Origin of the sequence: Alteromonas sp. AMM-1, assembly GCF_047290655.1 — a bacterium.
In the GTDB taxonomy this organism is placed as follows: domain Bacteria; phylum Pseudomonadota; class Gammaproteobacteria; order Enterobacterales; family Alteromonadaceae; genus Alteromonas; species Alteromonas mangrovi.
Genome location: NZ_JBLBUE010000036.1, coordinates 1 through 17,081, shown reverse-complemented (window position 1 = coordinate 17,081; position 17,081 = coordinate 1). Strand labels below are relative to the sequence as shown.

General features: G+C 48.4%; 16 protein-coding genes and 1 pseudogene. 16 read left to right on the top strand and 1 reads right to left on the bottom strand.

Annotation, left to right across the window (positions count from 1 at the left end; translation table 11 throughout):
- Window positions 1–288 precede the first annotated feature (288 nt).
- Both yhbY and ACLR2L_RS08715 read left to right on the top strand, forming a co-directional pair.
- Entirely contained in the window at window positions 289–582 is a 294-nt protein-coding gene (gene yhbY / locus ACLR2L_RS08720) for a ribosome assembly RNA-binding protein YhbY (RefSeq protein WP_140956868.1), read from the top strand.
- Window positions 583–669: 87 nt separating this feature from the next.
- Entirely contained in the window at window positions 670–1,437 is a 768-nt protein-coding gene (locus ACLR2L_RS08715) for a 3-hydroxyacyl-CoA dehydrogenase (protein WP_140956867.1), read from the top strand.
- 85 nt (window positions 1,438–1,522) lie between these two features.
- Here ACLR2L_RS08715 and ACLR2L_RS08710 read toward each other — a convergent pair whose 3' ends face one another.
- Complete coding sequence (locus ACLR2L_RS08710) at window positions 1,523–3,907, bottom strand: Lon protease family protein (protein ID WP_413367459.1); 2,385 nt, start codon at window positions 3,905–3,907, stop codon at window positions 1,523–1,525.
- Between the two features lie 155 nt (window positions 3,908–4,062).
- On the opposite strand from ACLR2L_RS08710, the gene ACLR2L_RS08705 reads away from it, so the two are divergent.
- The 14 genes and pseudogenes from ACLR2L_RS08705 to ACLR2L_RS08640 form a co-directional block, all read left to right on the top strand.
- Complete coding sequence (locus tag ACLR2L_RS08705) at window positions 4,063–4,596, top strand: SRPBCC domain-containing protein (protein ID WP_413367457.1); 534 nt, start codon at window positions 4,063–4,065, stop codon at window positions 4,594–4,596.
- Window positions 4,597–4,771: 175 nt separating this feature from the next.
- Window positions 4,772–7,375 carry a leucine--tRNA ligase gene (gene leuS / locus ACLR2L_RS08700; protein WP_413367455.1) on the top strand — a complete coding sequence of 868 codons (2,604 nt, stop codon included), beginning with the start codon at window positions 4,772–4,774 and terminating at the stop codon, window positions 7,373–7,375.
- Window positions 7,375–7,881: an LPS assembly lipoprotein LptE gene (lptE, locus tag ACLR2L_RS08695; RefSeq protein ID WP_413367453.1), complete on the top strand. Its 507-nt coding sequence runs from the start codon at window positions 7,375–7,377 to the stop codon at window positions 7,879–7,881. Before leuS ends, lptE begins: the two co-directional genes overlap by 1 nt.
- Before the next feature lie 13 nt (window positions 7,882–7,894).
- Window positions 7,895–8,935: a DNA polymerase III subunit delta gene (gene holA / locus ACLR2L_RS08690; protein WP_413367451.1), complete on the top strand. Its 1,041-nt coding sequence runs from the start codon at window positions 7,895–7,897 to the stop codon at window positions 8,933–8,935.
- Window positions 8,935–9,579, top strand: a complete 645-nt coding sequence (nadD, locus tag ACLR2L_RS08685; protein WP_413367449.1) for a nicotinate-nucleotide adenylyltransferase — start codon at window positions 8,935–8,937, stop codon at window positions 9,577–9,579. Before holA ends, nadD begins: the two co-directional genes overlap by 1 nt.
- Window positions 9,580–9,598: 19 nt before the next feature.
- Window positions 9,599–9,916: a ribosome silencing factor gene (rsfS, locus tag ACLR2L_RS08680; protein WP_140956860.1), complete on the top strand. Its 318-nt coding sequence runs from the start codon at window positions 9,599–9,601 to the stop codon at window positions 9,914–9,916.
- A 28-nt stretch (window positions 9,917–9,944) separates the two neighbouring features.
- Window positions 9,945–10,415, top strand: a complete 471-nt coding sequence (rlmH, locus tag ACLR2L_RS08675; protein ID WP_413367447.1) for a 23S rRNA (pseudouridine(1915)-N(3))-methyltransferase RlmH — start codon at window positions 9,945–9,947, stop codon at window positions 10,413–10,415.
- A 3-nt stretch (window positions 10,416–10,418) separates the two neighbouring features.
- The gene (mrdA, locus tag ACLR2L_RS08670; protein WP_413367445.1) at window positions 10,419–12,314 is read left to right on the top strand and encodes a penicillin-binding protein 2; all 1,896 of its coding nucleotides are present in this window, start codon (window positions 10,419–10,421) and stop codon (window positions 12,312–12,314) included.
- Window positions 12,315–12,318: 4 nt separating this feature from the next.
- Window positions 12,319–13,434, top strand: a complete 1,116-nt coding sequence (rodA, locus tag ACLR2L_RS08665; protein ID WP_413367482.1) for a rod shape-determining protein RodA — start codon at window positions 12,319–12,321, stop codon at window positions 13,432–13,434.
- Complete coding sequence (locus tag ACLR2L_RS08660; RefSeq protein WP_413367443.1) at window positions 13,435–14,409, top strand: septal ring lytic transglycosylase RlpA family protein; 975 nt, start codon at window positions 13,435–13,437, stop codon at window positions 14,407–14,409.
- Window positions 14,410–14,616: 207 nt separating this feature from the next.
- Window positions 14,617–15,750: a serine hydrolase gene (locus tag ACLR2L_RS08655; RefSeq protein WP_413367480.1), complete on the top strand. Its 1,134-nt coding sequence runs from the start codon at window positions 14,617–14,619 to the stop codon at window positions 15,748–15,750.
- Window positions 15,751–15,872: 122 nt separating this feature from the next.
- A complete protein-coding gene (gene ybeD / locus ACLR2L_RS08650) occupies window positions 15,873–16,136 on the top strand; it encodes a DUF493 family protein YbeD (RefSeq protein ID WP_140956855.1) in 264 nt (87 codons plus the stop codon).
- A gap of 3 nt (window positions 16,137–16,139) precedes the next feature.
- Window positions 16,140–16,790 carry a lipoyl(octanoyl) transferase LipB gene (gene lipB, locus ACLR2L_RS08645; RefSeq protein WP_413367440.1) on the top strand — a complete coding sequence of 217 codons (651 nt, stop codon included), beginning with the start codon at window positions 16,140–16,142 and terminating at the stop codon, window positions 16,788–16,790.
- Window positions 16,783–17,081 (top strand): annotated as a pseudogene (locus tag ACLR2L_RS08640) (lipoyl synthase); the annotation flags it as partial. The gene lipB and the pseudogene ACLR2L_RS08640, both read left to right, overlap by 8 nt.

The following is a 17,081-nucleotide window of genomic DNA, read 5'->3' as shown; positions in this document are numbered from 1 at the left end:
CCGGCATGTCTCACGTTACGCCGTTGCTTGCATTCGCCCTTATAACAAGGTTTGTACGTATTTCCTGGCATTACCGTTCAAATTAATTACGTGTTACTAACGCAATACATCAATAATAATGCCAGAATCTCAACACAGGGTGTGCAACCAAAAAATCGATTTGTATAATCGCAAAAACCGTCTTTTTTGAATTTACCGCACAATGTCATTAGGATTGTAGTCAAGATGGCGTTAGAATACGCGTTTTCAAGACAGACTTTGAATTTAAATTGTAAGAAAAAACCACAGATGAAATTATCAAATAAACAAAAACAGTTTTTAAAAGGCCTGGCTCACCCGCTTAAGCCTGTTGTACAGCTAGGCGCAAACGGCTTAACCGAAGGCGTGTTGGCTGAAATTGACAATGCCCTGAATTACCATGAGTTGATTAAGGTAAAAGTCCCTACTGACGACCGCGAAGAAAAAGCGTTGATCATGGATGCCATCGTGCGTGAAACATCCGCCGAGAAACTTCAGGTGATAGGCCACACCCTGGTTCTGTTTAAACAAAGCGAAGAGCGTAAAATTCAGTTGCCAAAATAAAACAACGCTCTGCCTGCCTAACCTTCCCTTTCCGTTAACGTAAGGTAAACTCCCTGTTTACATTATCATTACAACGGAATACTCCTCATGCAGTTATCAAATCAAACCGCACTGATTACAGGTGGGTGTTCAGGGCTCGGTCACGCTACGGCCAAAGCCCTGGTGGCAGCGGGCGCCAATGTCGTCCTGCTGGATCTGAACGAAAAACTGGGCGCGCAGCGGGTAAGCGAATTAGGCGAACAAGCGATGTTTGTCCGCACAGACGTTACGCAACAACTCGATGTTGAAGCAGCACTGGATAAAGCCTATGCGCGTTTTGGCGCCATTACTGTTTGCGTAAACTGTGCTGGTATTGCTCCCGCTGGACGTATTCTCGATAAAGCTGGCAACCCTGCAAGTCTGGAAGACTTCAGTAAAACGATTAATATTAATTTAATTGGCACATTTAATGTGTGTCGGTTAGTCGCTGCCAGTATGGCGGGCAATGAGATGGTTGATGAAGCACGTGGTGTGATCATCAATACAGCGTCTATCGCAGGATATGAGGGCCAAATCGGCCAAACAGCCTATGCGGCGAGCAAAGCGGGTATTATCGGTCTCACTTTGCCCATGGCGCGTGATCTTGCGCCTTTAGGTATCAGGGTTAACAGTATTGCCCCGGGTGTGATGGGCACGCCATTGCTGTTAGCCATGCCGCAAAACGTTCAGGATGCACTCAGTGCAAATGTACCAAACCCTAAGCGTCTGGGATTCCCGGAAGAATTCGCCAGCCTGGTGTTGCACATTATTCAAAACGGTTACATAAACGGCGAAACCATCCGCCTGGACGGCGCGCTACGCATGCCGCCAAAATAATGATTACGCTAAAATAATAACAGGCCGCTCAATTTGAGCGGCCTGTTTGCTTTATACCAATTTTATTTGTGTAATTTACGCGTTTTCAGCGCTCATCGTCACCGCCATTCACAATGCACGCTATTTCATACAAACGTTTTACCGCCAGATCATTGACTGAATTTTTGGGGTAACGGAAACGCGTAGATAACACACCAGCCTCGCGCTCCATTAGCAATTCCAACGCGTCATCAACCGTTTCAACACAATAAATGGCAAACTGCTTTTTCTTTACCGCTTCAACTACCGCTTTATCCAGAACCAAATGTTTTACATTGGACTTAGGAATAATAACGCCTTGGTCACCGGTAAGTCCGCGGTGCTGACATACGTCGAAGAAACCTTCAATCTTTTCGTTCACACCACCCACCGCCTGTACTTCTCCGTACTGGTTGATGGAGCCGGTAATCGCCAAAGACTGACGAATGGGTATATCAGTAATGGCTGAAATTAACGCAACCAATTCGCCGAGTGAGGCACTATCGCCATCAATGTGACCGTATGACTGTTCCAGCGCGATATTGGCCGATAACGTGAGTGGAAACGACTGCGCATATTTATTACCTAAATACCCGGTTAGCAACATCACCCCTTTTGAATGAATAGACTGCCCCAGTTCTACTTCACGCTCAATATCTACTACCCCACTTGCGCCAGCGTAAACCGTCGCAGTGATGCGGGCGGGTGTGCCAAATGCACTGTCACCGATATCCATCACCGTTAAGCCATTCACTTTGCCGATCGCTTTACCGTCGGTTGCAATTAGTACCTGACCTTCCTTGATGTCGTTTAACAAGGAATCGCTTACCCGGCCGGTGCGGCGCTTCTTGGCCATCAGAGCACTGTTAAGATGCCCCAGATCCAACACACTGTCGTTCACTACACCGCAAAAGTAATGCGCTTCATTCAACAGTTCAATTACATCGGCAAAATGCGCTGACAGTTTTTCCTGATGCTCTGCCATCCGCAGAGAATATTCGACTAACCGGTACATGGCCTGATTGGTAATGCCCTTTAATCCCAGGCTTTGTACTCTCTTGCGAACCCGGCCGACAAAATCAAACACATTCTGCCGGGTGGCGTCAATTTCATGATCAAAATCCACCAGCACACGAAACAGCTCATTAAACTCGGAGTCGTAATCCTGTAAGGTGTAATACAAATCCCGAGAACCGAGCAGGATCACTTTAATTTTCAAATCTATCGTCTGCGGCATCAGCGTCATGGCATTCACCATACCAATGTCCTGCTGCGGCAGATCCATTTTTAATTTGCCAAATTTAATAGCCAGTTTAAGTGCATCCCAAACATACGGCTGATGCAGCAAATGGTCAGCATCCAGTAATAAATAGCCGCCATTTGCGCGGTGCAATGCACCGGGCCGAATCATCCTGTGATTGGTATAAACGGCGCCACTGACATGGGTGTATTCTATCGAGCCAAATAAATTCTGATAGGTAGGATTGGGTTCGTAAATCACTGGCGCACCAGAATCAAGACCATGCGCACAAATGACATTGGGTAAAAACAATTCTTCCAGATAAACACGGCGCTCACGCTCGTCGAGCTTTTCGCCCTTGTCTTCAGTAAGAAAAGACACCACCGCTTCAATCAAATGCGGTTTAATTTGCCGCAGATGTTTCAGGATCCCCAAATCAGACGCGTACTTGTGCTCCAGGTCCTTCAGCAATGGGCGAATTCCCTGCTCTGCCGTACTGCGATTGAGTGCTCTGAGTTGTTCTGAGTTTTCGCGCTTCCAGGCAGGCAGCGCAATCAGACTCTCACTCAAACGGTTTTCCAGCTCGTCAATCAGTTGATAAAAATACTTGCGCTGATCATCCGACAAGCTGGCAAATTCAGTATCAGCAAGGGGTTTATCGTCGATTATGGGCGAAAATGTTACGGTGCCCTGTTCTTCGTACATTGCTACCGAGTTGGCCTGAGCATAACGCTCCACCGCGTTTAAGGCTTCGTCGTATTTTTGCTCGAAATTACGGGCAATAGCCGCTTTTTTACGCAAATAACCGGGATTGTCGAAGGCCGCCGGAAAGGTGTCGAGTAACTCATCAAGCAGATTACTCATGTCTTTTGCGAACACACGGGCCCCGCCCGGATGCATACGCAACACCAGTGGTTCACGTTCTTCTTCAAAATTATTAATAATACACCAGTCATCCGGCGTAGATAACTGACTAACGTGGCGCTCAACGTACTCTTTAACCAGAGTGAAACGACCCGTCGCATGTTCGCCCATAACGAACAGGTTGTATCCGGTTGAATCCACGCTCAACCCAAAAGTAAGTGCCTCGCGTGCCCGTTCCTGCCCAATAAAGGTTGAACTTAAGGCAGTGTCGTCTTTTAACGCCTGATTAATGGTTCGGCGATTGATTGAAGGCGTAAGCTGTGTTGCGCTCAAACGCTCCCAGGTCATAAGTGTAGTTCTTCTTTATTGCTGTTTTGTACAGTGAATCCTGATTAAGCCGGTGTGTCAAACCTATTCCCCAACCTAATGCTGCATTCTCTTGTGTTTGCTTAATTAACGTACTAGCCTTGGCTAAAATTACATAAAATGCACCTGTACCCACAATGTCAGTATCAACGTTATCAAAAATCATCTCTGGATTAATTTGTGTGCTAGGCCTGTTTTGTACTGCCCACGCACAACCCAAAGTCGTCGCTCAGTCAGACTATGGTTTTATCACCGAAAATACCGTCACCATCGATGCCAATGCCAACCAAGTATGGAAGACACTGATTGAAGATGTAGATACCTGGTGGCCCAAAGACCACAGTTGGTGGGGAAAAGAAGGTACATTCTCGATAACCCCTGCGGCCGGGGGATGCTTTTGTGAAATATCAGGGGAGCGCTCTGCAGAACATCTGCGTGTGGTATTTGTTAATCCTGCAAACACGCTTGTTATGACAGGTGGTCTTGGCCCGCTACAGGGAATGGGGTTAACCGGGGCTCTCACTTTTGAACTCAATGAAGAAAAGGGCGCAACCATAGTTACTATGACCTACCGGGTACATGGCTATCATCCCGACGGCTACACACAACTTGCGCCCGTTGTTGCGCAGGTTCAGGGACTTCAATTGCAGGGTTTGGCAGACGCATTTTAATCCGACTGGCTAAAATCCACGCAATCAACCACTAAATCCCGTTCAATCGCGCCCCTGCTATTGTGAGATGCACTATGGCTAGGCTATTCTATTGGGTTATTATATCAGGCACACCTGCCACATAACGGCGGGTTAATTTGTTTAAACACAACAGAATGCGGAAGCCTACGTTAACATGGCCGATAACCAGTATAATCCAAAAGACATTGAACACGCCGTCCAGCAGTCCTGGGAACAAAATAACACCTTTAAAGTAAGTGAAGACGACAGCAAAGAAAAATTCTACTGCTTGTCGATGTTCCCCTATCCAAGCGGCCGACTGCACATGGGTCACGTGCGCAACTACACTATTGGCGATGTGATCAGCCGTTTTCAGCGTATGCAGGGTAAAAATGTCCTTCAACCTATGGGCTGGGATGCGTTTGGTTTACCTGCAGAAAACGCAGCAATCAACAACAATACAGCGCCGGCCAAATGGACCTACTCCAATATTGATTACATGAAGAACCAGTTAAAGTCACTGGGCTTTGGTTACGATTGGGATCGCGAAGTCACTACCTGTAAATCAGACTACTACCGTTGGGAGCAATGGTTCTTTACCCGTCTGTTCGAAAAAGGCCTGGTTTACAAGAAGAATGCCACCGTGAACTGGGATCCGGTTGACCAGACAGTACTGGCTAATGAACAGGTAATCGATGGACGCGGATGGCGTTCAGGTGCCGTTGTTGAGCAAAAAGAAATCCCGCAGTGGTTTATCAAAATCACCGATTACGCGGAAGAGCTATTAACGGATCTTGAACAGCTTAATGAGTGGCCAGAACAGGTTCGCGCTATGCAGGCAAACTGGATAGGACGCTCGGAAGGGGTAGAGATTACCTTTGATCTGGCTGACGAAGTGGCAAATGTACCTTCATTAACCGTATACACTACCCGTCCGGATACCTTTATGGGGGTAACTTATGTTGCCGTTGCTGCTCAGCATCCACTGGCAATAGCCGCAGCAAAGACCAATCCAAAGATAGCAGCGTTCATCGACGAATGTAAGAATACGAAAGTCGCCGAAGCCGATATGGCTACCATGGAAAAGAAAGGCATGGCGACCGGCTTTAATGCCGTGCACCCGCTTACCGGCGAACAAGTACCTGTGTGGATTGCAAACTTTGTGTTGATGGATTATGGCTCAGGCGCAGTGATGGCCGTACCTGGCCACGATCAACGCGACTGGGAATTTGCTACCCGTTACACACTGCCTATCAAGCAGGTTATTGCGCCTGTGGAAAACAGCGACCAGGTATGCGATCTGGCCGCCTCAGCATTTACTGAAAAAGGCACGCTTATCCACTCTGGTGAGTTTGATGGTCTTGGCTTTGACGAAGCATTTAATGCCATTGCCGATAAACTGGTAAGCCTCGGCCGTGGTGAGCGCAAAGTAAATTACCGCTTACGTGACTGGGGAGTGAGCCGTCAGCGCTATTGGGGTGCCCCCATTCCAATGCTGAATCTGGACAATGGCGAATCCGTGCCAGTACCTGCCGACCAACTGCCAGTTGTACTGCCAGAAGACGTTGAAATGAATGGCGTAACCTCGCCAATTAAAGCCGACCCAGAGTGGGCAAAAACCACCTTTAATGGTGAAGCCGCGCTGCGTGAAACCGACACATTTGACACCTTCATGGAGTCATCCTGGTACTACGCCCGTTATAGCTGTGCCAATACCAGTGATGCCATGTTAGATCCCACCAAAGCCAACTACTGGCTACCGGTAGACCAATATATCGGTGGAATTGAGCACGCCATCCTGCATTTATTATACTCGCGCTTCTATCACAAATTATTGCGTGACGAAGGTCTGGTAAACTCTGACGAGCCATACAAACGTTTACTGTGTCAGGGCATGGTACTGGCGGATTCATACTACAGCGAAGACGACGCGGGTAAGAAAACCTGGTACTCACCTACCGAAGTAAGCACAGAAAAAGACGACAAAGGCCGCATTGTAAAAGCCTGGCTAACGAAAGACGGCAGCCCGGTGCAGCATGGCGGCATGACCAAAATGTCCAAGTCGAAAAACAACGGTATCGATCCTCAACAGGTGATCGACCAGTATGGTGCCGACACCGTACGTCTGTTTACCATGTTTGCTGCGCCACCAGAACAAACCCTGGAATGGGTAGACTCAGGTGTTGAAGGTGCAAACCGATTCCTGCGTCGTGTATGGAAACTGGTTACCGATCATCTGGAAGCAGGCAAGCCCGAGGCACTGGATGCATCCAGCCTGAGTAAGTCGCAGCAAGCGTTGCGTCGTGAAGTGCACAAGACTATCGACAAAGTCACCGATGATTTGGGACGCCGCCAAACGTTTAACACCGCCATCGCTGCCATTATGGAGCTGCTAAACCACTTGCAAAAAGCGCCACAGGACGATGCTCAGGACGTGGCTCTGATGCGTGAAGCGGTAGAGAGCGTATTACTTATCCTTAACCCGATTACCCCACACATCTGTCATTATTTATGGCAACAACTTGGGCATAGCAACAGCATAGAAGAAGCACCATGGCCAGTTGCAGATAAGGCAGCGCTGGTGGAAGATGAAAAGCTGATTGTTGTACAGGTGAACGGAAAAGTACGCGCCAAGTTAACTGTACCGGCTACAGCGTCGAATAAAGACGTAGAAGCACTGGCCCTGTCACAATCAAATGTTCAGCCGTTTACAGAAGGTAAAACAATCCGCAAGGTCATTGTTGTACCAGGTAAACTGGTTAACATTGTGGCGAACTAATGCGCCGTCTTTTTTCCATAAAATTTATTTTCACACTGGCAGTAACGTTAGTTACCGCCAGCTGTGGGTTTCATTTACGCAATGCGCAAACCTTACCCGTTGGCAGCAGTTATGTGCAGGTTGTCGCTGGTAAGCAAACTGCGCCTCTGGAAAAATCTGTACTGGCACGCATGAAGGTGTACCAGATTAACAGCGGCAGCACGGCACTCGAAAGCGAATCAGCCACTACAATCACACTTACGCTGCAACCGGAAAAACTCGACAGGCGATTACTGTCGGTATTTGCAACCGGTCAGGTTGCAGAATACGAGCTCATATATGGCGTTCGATTCAGTGCTACTTTTCCCGATGGACGTCAGCTGTCACAACAGTTCGAAGTGTTGCGGGAATATCAGGATGACCCCAAGCAGGTGCTGGCAAAATCCCGCGAACTTAACCTGGTGTTAAGTGAAATGCGTACAGAAGCAGCCGATCGTATTATTCGTATGCTATCCGGTCAGCTATAGGCTCTCGCAATCAATGCAAATTTTCCCCGACAAATTCATCCCCACACTGGAACGCGAGTTCAGGGGGTGTTATTTGATTTTTGGTGATGAGCCGCAGCAAAAATTTGAAATATTACAAGCGCTACGCAGCAAGGCCAAACAGCAGGGATTTACTGAACGCACAGTGTTGGTAGCGGATACCGACTTCAGTTGGAACACCCTCCTCGATGCCACTCAAGCGATGTCGCTATTCGCCGACCGCACGCTAATCGAACTGGAGTTACCTACCGGTAAACCCGGAACCGAAGGCGCAGGACTACTTACAGACATTGCTGCAAACCTGTCGCCCGATACCTTGTTGATTATTCACGGCCCCCGAATCGGAAAAGATGTACAACGCACCAAGTGGTTCAAAGCGCTTGATAGTATTGGGGCATTTACCCTTTGCTATCCGCTGGAAGGCAACGCCTTATCCGGCTGGCTGTCAAGACGCTTACAACAAGCCGGTTTTCAGTTCACGCCTGGTTGCGTAAAAATGCTGGCGGATTTTTGTGAAGGCAATTTGATGGCGGGTGCTCAGGAAATCGAAAAGCTCATTCTGGCCTACCCCGATAAGCAAATTGACGAACAAAAACTGAGTCAGGCTTTGGTTGATCAATCGCGTTTTAACGTGTTTCAGTTAGTCGATGTAATGCTACAGGGCGATAAGGAGCGATGTGTAAAAATGCTCTATCGACTTGAGTCGGAAGGCATTGAGCCAAATATTATTATTTGGGCGCTGATCCGCGAATGGCAAACCTTGTGGAATGTGTGTCAGTTGCAGCAAAGCCGACAGCCAATTGTGTGGCAAAAATTTGGGATCTGGCAAAATCGCCAAGGCTTTTATCAGCAGGCGTTAAAGCGACTGAACAGCGAACAATTAACGCGCATTGGCGATCAGCTTACCCAGGCAGATTTTCTGTTTAAGCAAGAATCAGTGGTACGTCCTTATATCAAACTCGCCCACCTGTGTTTACTTTTTGCCGGAGTGCCATTGTTACACATGCCGTTAAGCGATACGGAAATGGCTGTCTGATGATTGCATTGTTAGGCGGTACGTTTAATCCGCCACATCAGGGCCATATCCTCGCCGGACTCGATGCCATTAATGAAATTGGTGTAGAAAAACTGGGGTTGCTGCCATGTAACGTGCCACCGCACAAGATCGCACCGGAAACGACCACAACACACCGCTTAGCAATGCTTTCACTGGCAAGTCAGCAAGCCGAGCAACTCTATATCGAACCGATTGAAATTGAATTGCCAGCACCCAATTACACGGTAAAAACCCTGGCCTATTTAAGACAGAGAGCGCCGCAAACCGGAATCTGCTTTTTGCTGGGCGAAGATTCGCTGTATAATCTGCCGTCCTGGTACGAATGGCAGCAACTCACTGAATACTGCCATATTGTGGTCATGAAACGTCCGTCCGACAACGGGCAACTGTCGGCTGAACTACAGGCGTGGTTAACACCAAGGCTAGTAACATCGCCAGACAAGTTGCATCAGATGCAACACGGCAGGGTTTACATTACCCATAGTAAGGATTATTCAGTGTCGTCTACGCAATTGCGCAGCGCACTTGGTCAGGATGGCCAGAACAATAACGCAGCATTAAACTGGCTGCATCCCGATGTCTTACACTATATTGAAACACATCAGTTATACCGTGCCGGATAGGCACTTGTGAGGAGAACTTTTGCAACACGAGCAACTCAAAGCCTTCGTAATCGACAAAATTGACGACATGAAAGGTCGTGATATTGTTGAGCTTAACGTTAAAGGTAAATCAACAATCACCGACACCCTGATCATTTGTTCTGGTAACTCAAAGCGCCATGTAAGCGCCATCGCCGAACACGTGCAACTCGAAGCCAAGCGTGCGGGACACCCGCCGTTAAACGTTGAGGGTAAAGGAACCGGTGACTGGGTACTGGTAGACCTGGGCGAAATTATTGTGCACATCATGCAAGATGAATCGCGGGATTTTTATCAGTTAGAAAAACTCTGGGGTTAATCCCCCCTGCCCAGGGAGTAAGCAGGCCGTGCGCATTCAGATTATTGCAGTGGGAAACAAAATGCCAGACTGGGTGACAACGGGCACCCAGGAGTTTTTGCGTCGTTTTCCTGCGGATATGCCGGTCAGCTTTGTCGAAATTCCGCCGGGGAAACGCGGCAAAAATGCCGACATTAAGCGCATTCTTCAAAAAGAAGGCGAAGCCATGATGGCCGCGATTGGTAAAAACCACAAAGTGGTTACCCTGGAAGTGACCGGTCGTCCATGGGATACCCCTGCCCTTGCCAAACAACTTGATAGTTGGAAAATGGATGGTCGGGACGTGAGTTTACTGATCGGCGGCCCCGAAGGGCTGGCACCAGAATGCTGTGCACTTGCCGAACAACGCTGGTCACTCTCGGCACTCACTCTGCCACACCCCATGGTACGTATTATTGTAACCGAGGCGCTTTACCGGGCCTGGTCGGTTACCCAAAACCATCCCTATCACCGCGAGTAAGTTATGCCGATTAAGCGCCAGACAATTCGCGATCACACTGCAGAAGCCAATCTCTTTGCACGCCGTTCTGTTATTGCAGCGCTTATTGTTATTGCGCTGCTAGGTATGGTAGTAAGCAATTTGTACTACCTGCAGGTTAAACACTTTGAAGACTATCAAACGCGCTCAAATGGCAACCGTATTAAAGTAGTGCCAATTGCCCCCAACCGCGGACTGATTTACGACAGAAATGGTGTTTTACTGGCAGAGAACCGCCCGGTTTATAACCTGGAGGTGATCCCTGAACAGGTAAAAAACCTGGATGAAACGCTGTCAGAACTGCAGGTCCTGATGGGGATCACGGATGAAGAAATTGATGATTTTCGTCAGGCCTTAAGAGGCCAGCGCCGGTTCAAACCCGTGGCACTGCGCGCCCGTTTATCCGAGGGTGAAGTCGCCCGCTTTGCCAGTCGAAGCCATCTGTTTCCCGGTGTGTCTATTGAAGCCCGTTTAGCGCGCTTTTACCCCTACGGCGATTTACTCACGCATGTATTGGGTTACGTAGCCAAAATTAACAAAAAAGATCTGCAAAAAATAAAAGAAGCCGGATTAGAAGCCAACTATGCTGCCACCTACGACATAGGCAAGCTCGGTATTGAAAAATATCACGAGGATATTCTGCATGGGAAAGTAGGCTTTCAACAAGTTGAAGTAAACAGTCAGGGGCGCATTATCCGCACGCTGAATGTTGATCCACCCGAGCCAGGCCGCGACATAGTGCTGAACATTGATATTCGCCTGCAACAAACTGCACAACAGGCACTGGAAGGCCAGCGCGGAACGGTTGTGTTGGCCTCCCCTCACACTGGCGGCATTCTGGCGATGTATTCAAACCCCAGTTACGACCCGAATCTGTTTGTGCATGGTATTAGCCGTAAAAATTATGCCGACCTGCTGAATTCACCGGACAGGCCGTTGATTAACCGCGCGACGCAAGGGCAATATCCCCCGGCTTCCACGGTAAAACCCTTATTAGCACTGCTAAGTCTGGAAACAGACACCATTGATAAGTCGTTTAAAATTAATGATAACGGACGATATTCATTACCGAATGTCAGTCACGTTTGGCGTGACTGGAAAAAATGGGGGCATGGCGAAGTAGATGTCACACGGTCAATAGAAATGTCCTGCGACACGTTCTACTATGAACTCGCCTATCAGATGGGCATTGATCTCATCAGCGATTACATGTCTGAATTTGGTTTTGGCGACTACACGGGCATCGATTTGTACGAAGAAAGCGACGCCAACATGCCCAGCCGTGGCTGGAAAAAAGCCCGTTATAATCAGCCCTGGTACATCGGCGATACAATATCAGTTGGTATTGGACAAGGCTACTGGACCACAACGCCTATTCAACTGGTACATGCCATGAACGCACTGGTGAATTACGGCGCCCGGTTTGTTCCACAGATTTTACGCGGTTATTACCAGCCTGGTGGCGACGTAGAACTGGAGCCACTAAAGTCATTGCGCCCGATTGAAATCAACAATCAGGACAACTGGGAAATCGTACTGGATGCCATGTACGGCACGGTTAACCGCGAGCACGGTACTGCCAGAACGGCTTTTGTGGGCACAACTTATACTGCAGCAGGTAAAACGGGTACAGCTCAGCTTTTCTCAGTCGGGCAGAATGAAAAATACGATGCTAAGAAAATAGACGAAAGATTGCGCGACAACGCCATGTACGTAGGGTTCGCGCCTTACGAAAATCCGGAAATCACCGTGGCTGTGGTAATGGAAAATGCCGGCGGCGGCAGTTCAAACGCCGCCCCCATTGCCCGGATCATGATGGATGAATTTTTCCGTTTACACCCAGAAGCCATAAAGTATCCCAAAGCAGTGAAAGCCAACTGATATGATGAAAAAAACAACACTCAATGAGCGTCAATCGTCACTGTGGCAATCCCTGCACATAGACATTCCGTTGTTACTTGGACTACTGGTATTAATGGGTGTGGGTTTGATCACAATATATTCTGCCGGCGGCCAGGATATGGGCCTGATCAACCGCCAGGTAATTCGACTCGGCATTGCCCTCTCGGTGATGTTTGTGCTGGCACAAGTCCCCCCGTTAGCGTTTCGGCGACTGAGTGTTTACATTTACGGGGCCGGTATTCTTATGCTGGTCGCAGTTTTATTGTTTGGCGATATAGGCAAAGGCGCGCAGCGCTGGCTGGATTTGGGTTTTATTCGCTTTCAGCCTTCAGAGGCTATGAAACTGGCAGTTCCTATGATGATTGCCTGGTACATCAGTAAATACACCATGCCGCCTACGTTATCGCAAATCGTTATCGCATTTGTGCTGGTAGTGGTGCCCACCATTCTGATTGCAAAACAACCCGATCTTGGCACCTCGCTGCTCATCGCCAGTTCTGGCATTTTTGTTATCTTTCTCGCCGGAATGAGCTGGAAACTCATTGGAATGGTAGCAGCACTGGGCGGCGCGTTTTTACCAATCATGTGGATATTCCTGATGCAGGAATATCAAAAACAGCGGGTACTTACGTTTCTTAATCCGGAAAGCGACCCACTCGGTTCCGGCTATCACATTATTCAGTCAAAAATTGCCATTGGTTCGGGTGGTTTACATGGCAAGGGGTGGCTACAGGGAACACAGAGTCAGTTGGAATTCTTACCCGAGCGTCATACCGATTTTATTTTTGCGGTATTCAGCGAAGAATTTGGTTTGACCGGTGTGATCCTGCTGCTGGCTATTTACCTGTTTATCATTGTGCGCGGACTGATGCTGGCAGTGCGCGCGCAGAATGCTTACAGTAAGCTACTGGCAGGCAGTATCACGCTCACCTTCTTCGTATATGTGTTTGTGAACATGGGTATGGTGTCAGGAATATTACCCGTAGTAGGCGTTCCTCTGCCTTTAGTGAGTTATGGCGGCACGTCCATGGTGACTTTATTAGCGGGATTTGGCATTCTAATGGGTATCGGCACACAAAAACGCTTAATGTCGCGCTAAATGCAAAAGTTCACGTCGGTTTGTTTCTGGGTTTTAGTTATCAGCGGGCTAACGGCCTGTCAGGCACCATCGCGTTATACGCGAGCGGTAGATTCTGCACCTGACTTTGAGTATACCGAGCCCGAGATGGTTGATGCTGAGCCGCGCTACGAACCCTATCGCGAACAAAACAGCTTGCCCTATGAGGTGTTTGGCAAACGCTATCAGCCAATGACAACCGGCAAAGGTTTCGTGCAAACAGGTAATGCATCCTGGTATGGACAAAAGTTTCACGGCCATTTCACTTCCAACGGCGAAATTTACGACATGTTTGCCATGACGGCAGCACATAAAACCCTGCCGTTACCGTCATATGTGCGTGTAACTAATCTCAGTAATCAGGAATCGGTTATTGTTCGCGTAAACGACCGGGGCCCATTTCATTCTGATCGGATAATTGATTTATCTTACGCTGCAGCCAAAAAACTGGGTTATCACAATAACGGTACCACCAGTGTTAAACTGGAAGTGATCTACGTTGATAAACAAAACATGGTTACAGTGGGTAACGAGCCACCGGTGCCTTATGCATTGTATGCGGGACAGTTGCCCAACGAGTCTGATTTACACATTGCCAGTGAAGCGGCCGACAAAGCCAACCTGATGACGCAAACCCAAACACCGCAGCCTACTCAGACTACTGATGCCGTATCTGCCCCTGCCGGGTCAGCTCCTGTCGCAGTGACTACTCCCGGCTCAGACATCGCCAAGGGATATTACATTCAGGTGGCGGCTTTATCAGATGGTAAGCGCGCAAAGCAACTGTCTGACGGCCTGTCCAGCCTCTATCAGGTGCCTGCGCAGGTACCACTGATAGACGACATTTACCGTCTGAGGCTTGGCCCACTCACTGACCGGTTTCAGTTGCAAATGCTACTGGACGAGTTAAAAAAGAATGGCTATCCAGGCGCATACACCATTGAGGCGACACTCTAAACGCTGAAATTGTTGGCGTTAATCCTACAACCAGTGAATTTGCAGCACAGAAAGGTTAATTAAACTTTTTTCACTTGCCCTAGTCCAACACCCTGGCATACGTTAGAATGCCGGAGTTTTATATTCTTCCTTTCCAACTAAAAAAACGGTAACACCATGCACAATAAAATAACGCGCGCTAAACCGTCTTTCTTGTCATCAGCGTTGATGGCACTGAGTCTATTTGCCAGTTCCGCATCCAATGCGGCCGTTGTCATTCCACCTGCGCCCAGCGTAGCTGCCTCAGGGTTTATCCTGATGGATTATGAAACAGGCCACATCATTGCAGACCAGAATGCAGACATGCAATTGGCACCGGCCAGTTTAACCAAAATCATGACAGTGTACGTAATTGGCAAAGAAATTCAGGCCGGTAATATCAGTCTTAATGACGAGGTAAAAATTACCGAAAACGCCTGGGCTAAGAACTTTCCGGACTCGTCCAAAATGTTCATTGAAGTAGGCACAACCGTAAAAGTCAGCGATTTGCTGCGCGGTATTATCGTGCAGTCGGGTAACGACGCCTGTGTTGCTATGGCGGAGCACATTGCAGGGTCTGAAAGTGCGTTCGCCAACATGATGAATGCACACGCTGCCAGCCTGGGCATGACCGCAAGTCACTTCACCAATAGCCACGGGTTACACGATGCTGATCACTATACCACACCGCGTGACATGGCCATTTTATCCCGGGCGTTAATTGAAGAAACACCCAACATGTACGCCATTTACAGCGAAAAAGAATTTACCTATAACGGAATCAAGCAGTACAACCGCAACAGCTTGTTATGGGATAAAAGCCTGAACGTAGATGGGATTAAAACCGGACATACTTCAGATGCAGGTTACAGCCTGATCACATCGGCTTATCAGGGTGATATGCGCTTAGTGTCTGTAGTAATGGGTACCGAAAGTGAACGCGCACGCAAAGAAGAAAACAAAAAGCTGTTGCGTTATGGTTTCCGCTTTTATGAAACAGTTACCCCTTACCAGGCTGGCGAAAGCTTTGTTGCCCACCGTATCTACATGGGCGACCGCGACACAGTGGATTTAGGCATAAATCAGTCTACGCCAATTACCATCCCACGCGGCCAGGTTGATAACCTGAAAGCTAACTTTGAAATAGACCGTAAACTGGAAGCACCGCTGGCCAAGGGAGAGGTTGTCGGTAAGCTATATATTCAGTTAGATGGCGAAGATGTAGCAACTTACCCGCTGGTAACTCTACACGAAGTAAACGAAGGCGGTTTGTTCGATCGCATGATGGATTTTGTGTCGCTAAAACTCGGCTTAGACGACTAGCTATATCCAGCATTCAACTCACCACTTTACACCCCGGCGTGCGTATTTAACGCACGCCAAATCTGGCTTCAAGCCTGTCAAATTGATACAATCCGCTGGTTTTCACTTTTGAGGTATTCGTCATGGACACTCGCTTCGACGAATTGTTAGATTTTCCAACAGTTCAGACGTTTAAAGTTATGGGCGTGGCCCACGAAGATTTGCCGAATCACGTTGTTGCGTGCCTGCAGATACACGCACCGGGCGACTATGCCCCAACAGTTAAGCCCAGTTCTAAAGGCAACTATCACTCGGTTTCCGTACAGGTTACCTGTACCAGTAAAGAACACATGGAAACCTTGTATAAAGAACTGGCAAAATTAGAATTAGTCAGGGTTGTACTGTAATACATGGGCGAAAACACGGTGATCATTCGCCAGTTAGGACGACAGTCTTATGAACCGGTCTGGCAACGGATGCAGAGTTTTACAGACACACGCAACGACGACGCCCAGGATGAAATCTGGTTGGTTGAGCACGATCCGGTGTTCACCCAGGGTCAGGCTGGTAAAGCTGAGCATGTGCTTATGCCTGGTGACATTCCGGTCGTACAGGTAGATCGTGGCGGCCAGGTTACCTATCACGGTCCGGGTCAGCAGGTGGTGTATTTAATGCTGAATGTGCGCCGGCGCAAGTTAGGCGTTCGACAACTGGTTACGGCGATGGAAAATGCCGTGGTAGCAACGCTTGTTGAGTATGGCATCACCGCCAATGCACGCCCTGACGCACCAGGTGTGTATGTTAACGGCCAAAAAATTTGTTCGTTGGGATTACGCATACGCCGTGGTTGTTCATTTCATGGCCTGGCGTTGAATGTGAATATGGATTTGGCACCGTTTCTGCGCATTAATCCTTGTGGATACGCCGGCATGGAAATGACTGACTGTGCCAGACTGGGTGGCCCGGATTCGCTGGATGAAGCCGGCGCGGTCTTGCTGAAATACTTATTGGCTGAGTTAGCCATTGAGACTACACAAACAATAGAAGGCTTTAATGAGTAACGTAAAAGCAAAAGCCGGGGTCAAACTCCGTGATGATCAGAAAGTCAAACACATTCCGGTAACTATCATTCCTACCGAAAAGGAAGAGATGTTACGCAAGCCTGAGTGGATCAAGATCAAGCTGCCACGTACTACCGATAAAATCGACCACATTAAGCAAACACTGCGCAAAAACAATCTGCATTCGGTGTGTGAAGAAGCCAGCTGCCCTAACCTTGCAGAATGTTTTAATCACGGTACCGCCACCTTTATGATTCTAGGTGACATCTGTACCCGCCGCTGCCCGTTTTG

Coding starts and splice junctions, on each gene's coding strand:
- mrdA (WP_413367445.1), top strand. CDS start 10,419: ATGCCGATTAAGCGCCAGACAATTCGCGATCACACTGCAGAAGCCAAT.
- ACLR2L_RS08715 (WP_140956867.1), top strand. CDS start 670: ATGCAGTTATCAAATCAAACCGCACTGATTACAGGTGGGTGTTCAGGG.
- yhbY (WP_140956868.1), top strand. CDS start 289: ATGAAATTATCAAATAAACAAAAACAGTTTTTAAAAGGCCTGGCTCAC.
- leuS (WP_413367455.1), top strand. CDS start 4,772: ATGGCCGATAACCAGTATAATCCAAAAGACATTGAACACGCCGTCCAG.
- lptE (WP_413367453.1), top strand. CDS start 7,375: ATGCGCCGTCTTTTTTCCATAAAATTTATTTTCACACTGGCAGTAACG.
- ACLR2L_RS08705 (WP_413367457.1), top strand. CDS start 4,063: ATGTCAGTATCAACGTTATCAAAAATCATCTCTGGATTAATTTGTGTG.
- nadD (WP_413367449.1), top strand. CDS start 8,935: ATGATTGCATTGTTAGGCGGTACGTTTAATCCGCCACATCAGGGCCAT.
- ACLR2L_RS08710 (WP_413367459.1), bottom strand. CDS start 3,907: ATGACCTGGGAGCGTTTGAGCGCAACACAGCTTACGCCTTCAATCAAT.
- rodA (WP_413367482.1), top strand. CDS start 12,319: ATGAAAAAAACAACACTCAATGAGCGTCAATCGTCACTGTGGCAATCC.
- ybeD (WP_140956855.1), top strand. CDS start 15,873: ATGGACACTCGCTTCGACGAATTGTTAGATTTTCCAACAGTTCAGACG.
- ACLR2L_RS08660 (WP_413367443.1), top strand. CDS start 13,435: ATGCAAAAGTTCACGTCGGTTTGTTTCTGGGTTTTAGTTATCAGCGGG.
- ACLR2L_RS08655 (WP_413367480.1), top strand. CDS start 14,617: ATGGCACTGAGTCTATTTGCCAGTTCCGCATCCAATGCGGCCGTTGTC.
- holA (WP_413367451.1), top strand. CDS start 7,895: ATGCAAATTTTCCCCGACAAATTCATCCCCACACTGGAACGCGAGTTC.
- lipB (WP_413367440.1), top strand. CDS start 16,140: ATGGGCGAAAACACGGTGATCATTCGCCAGTTAGGACGACAGTCTTAT.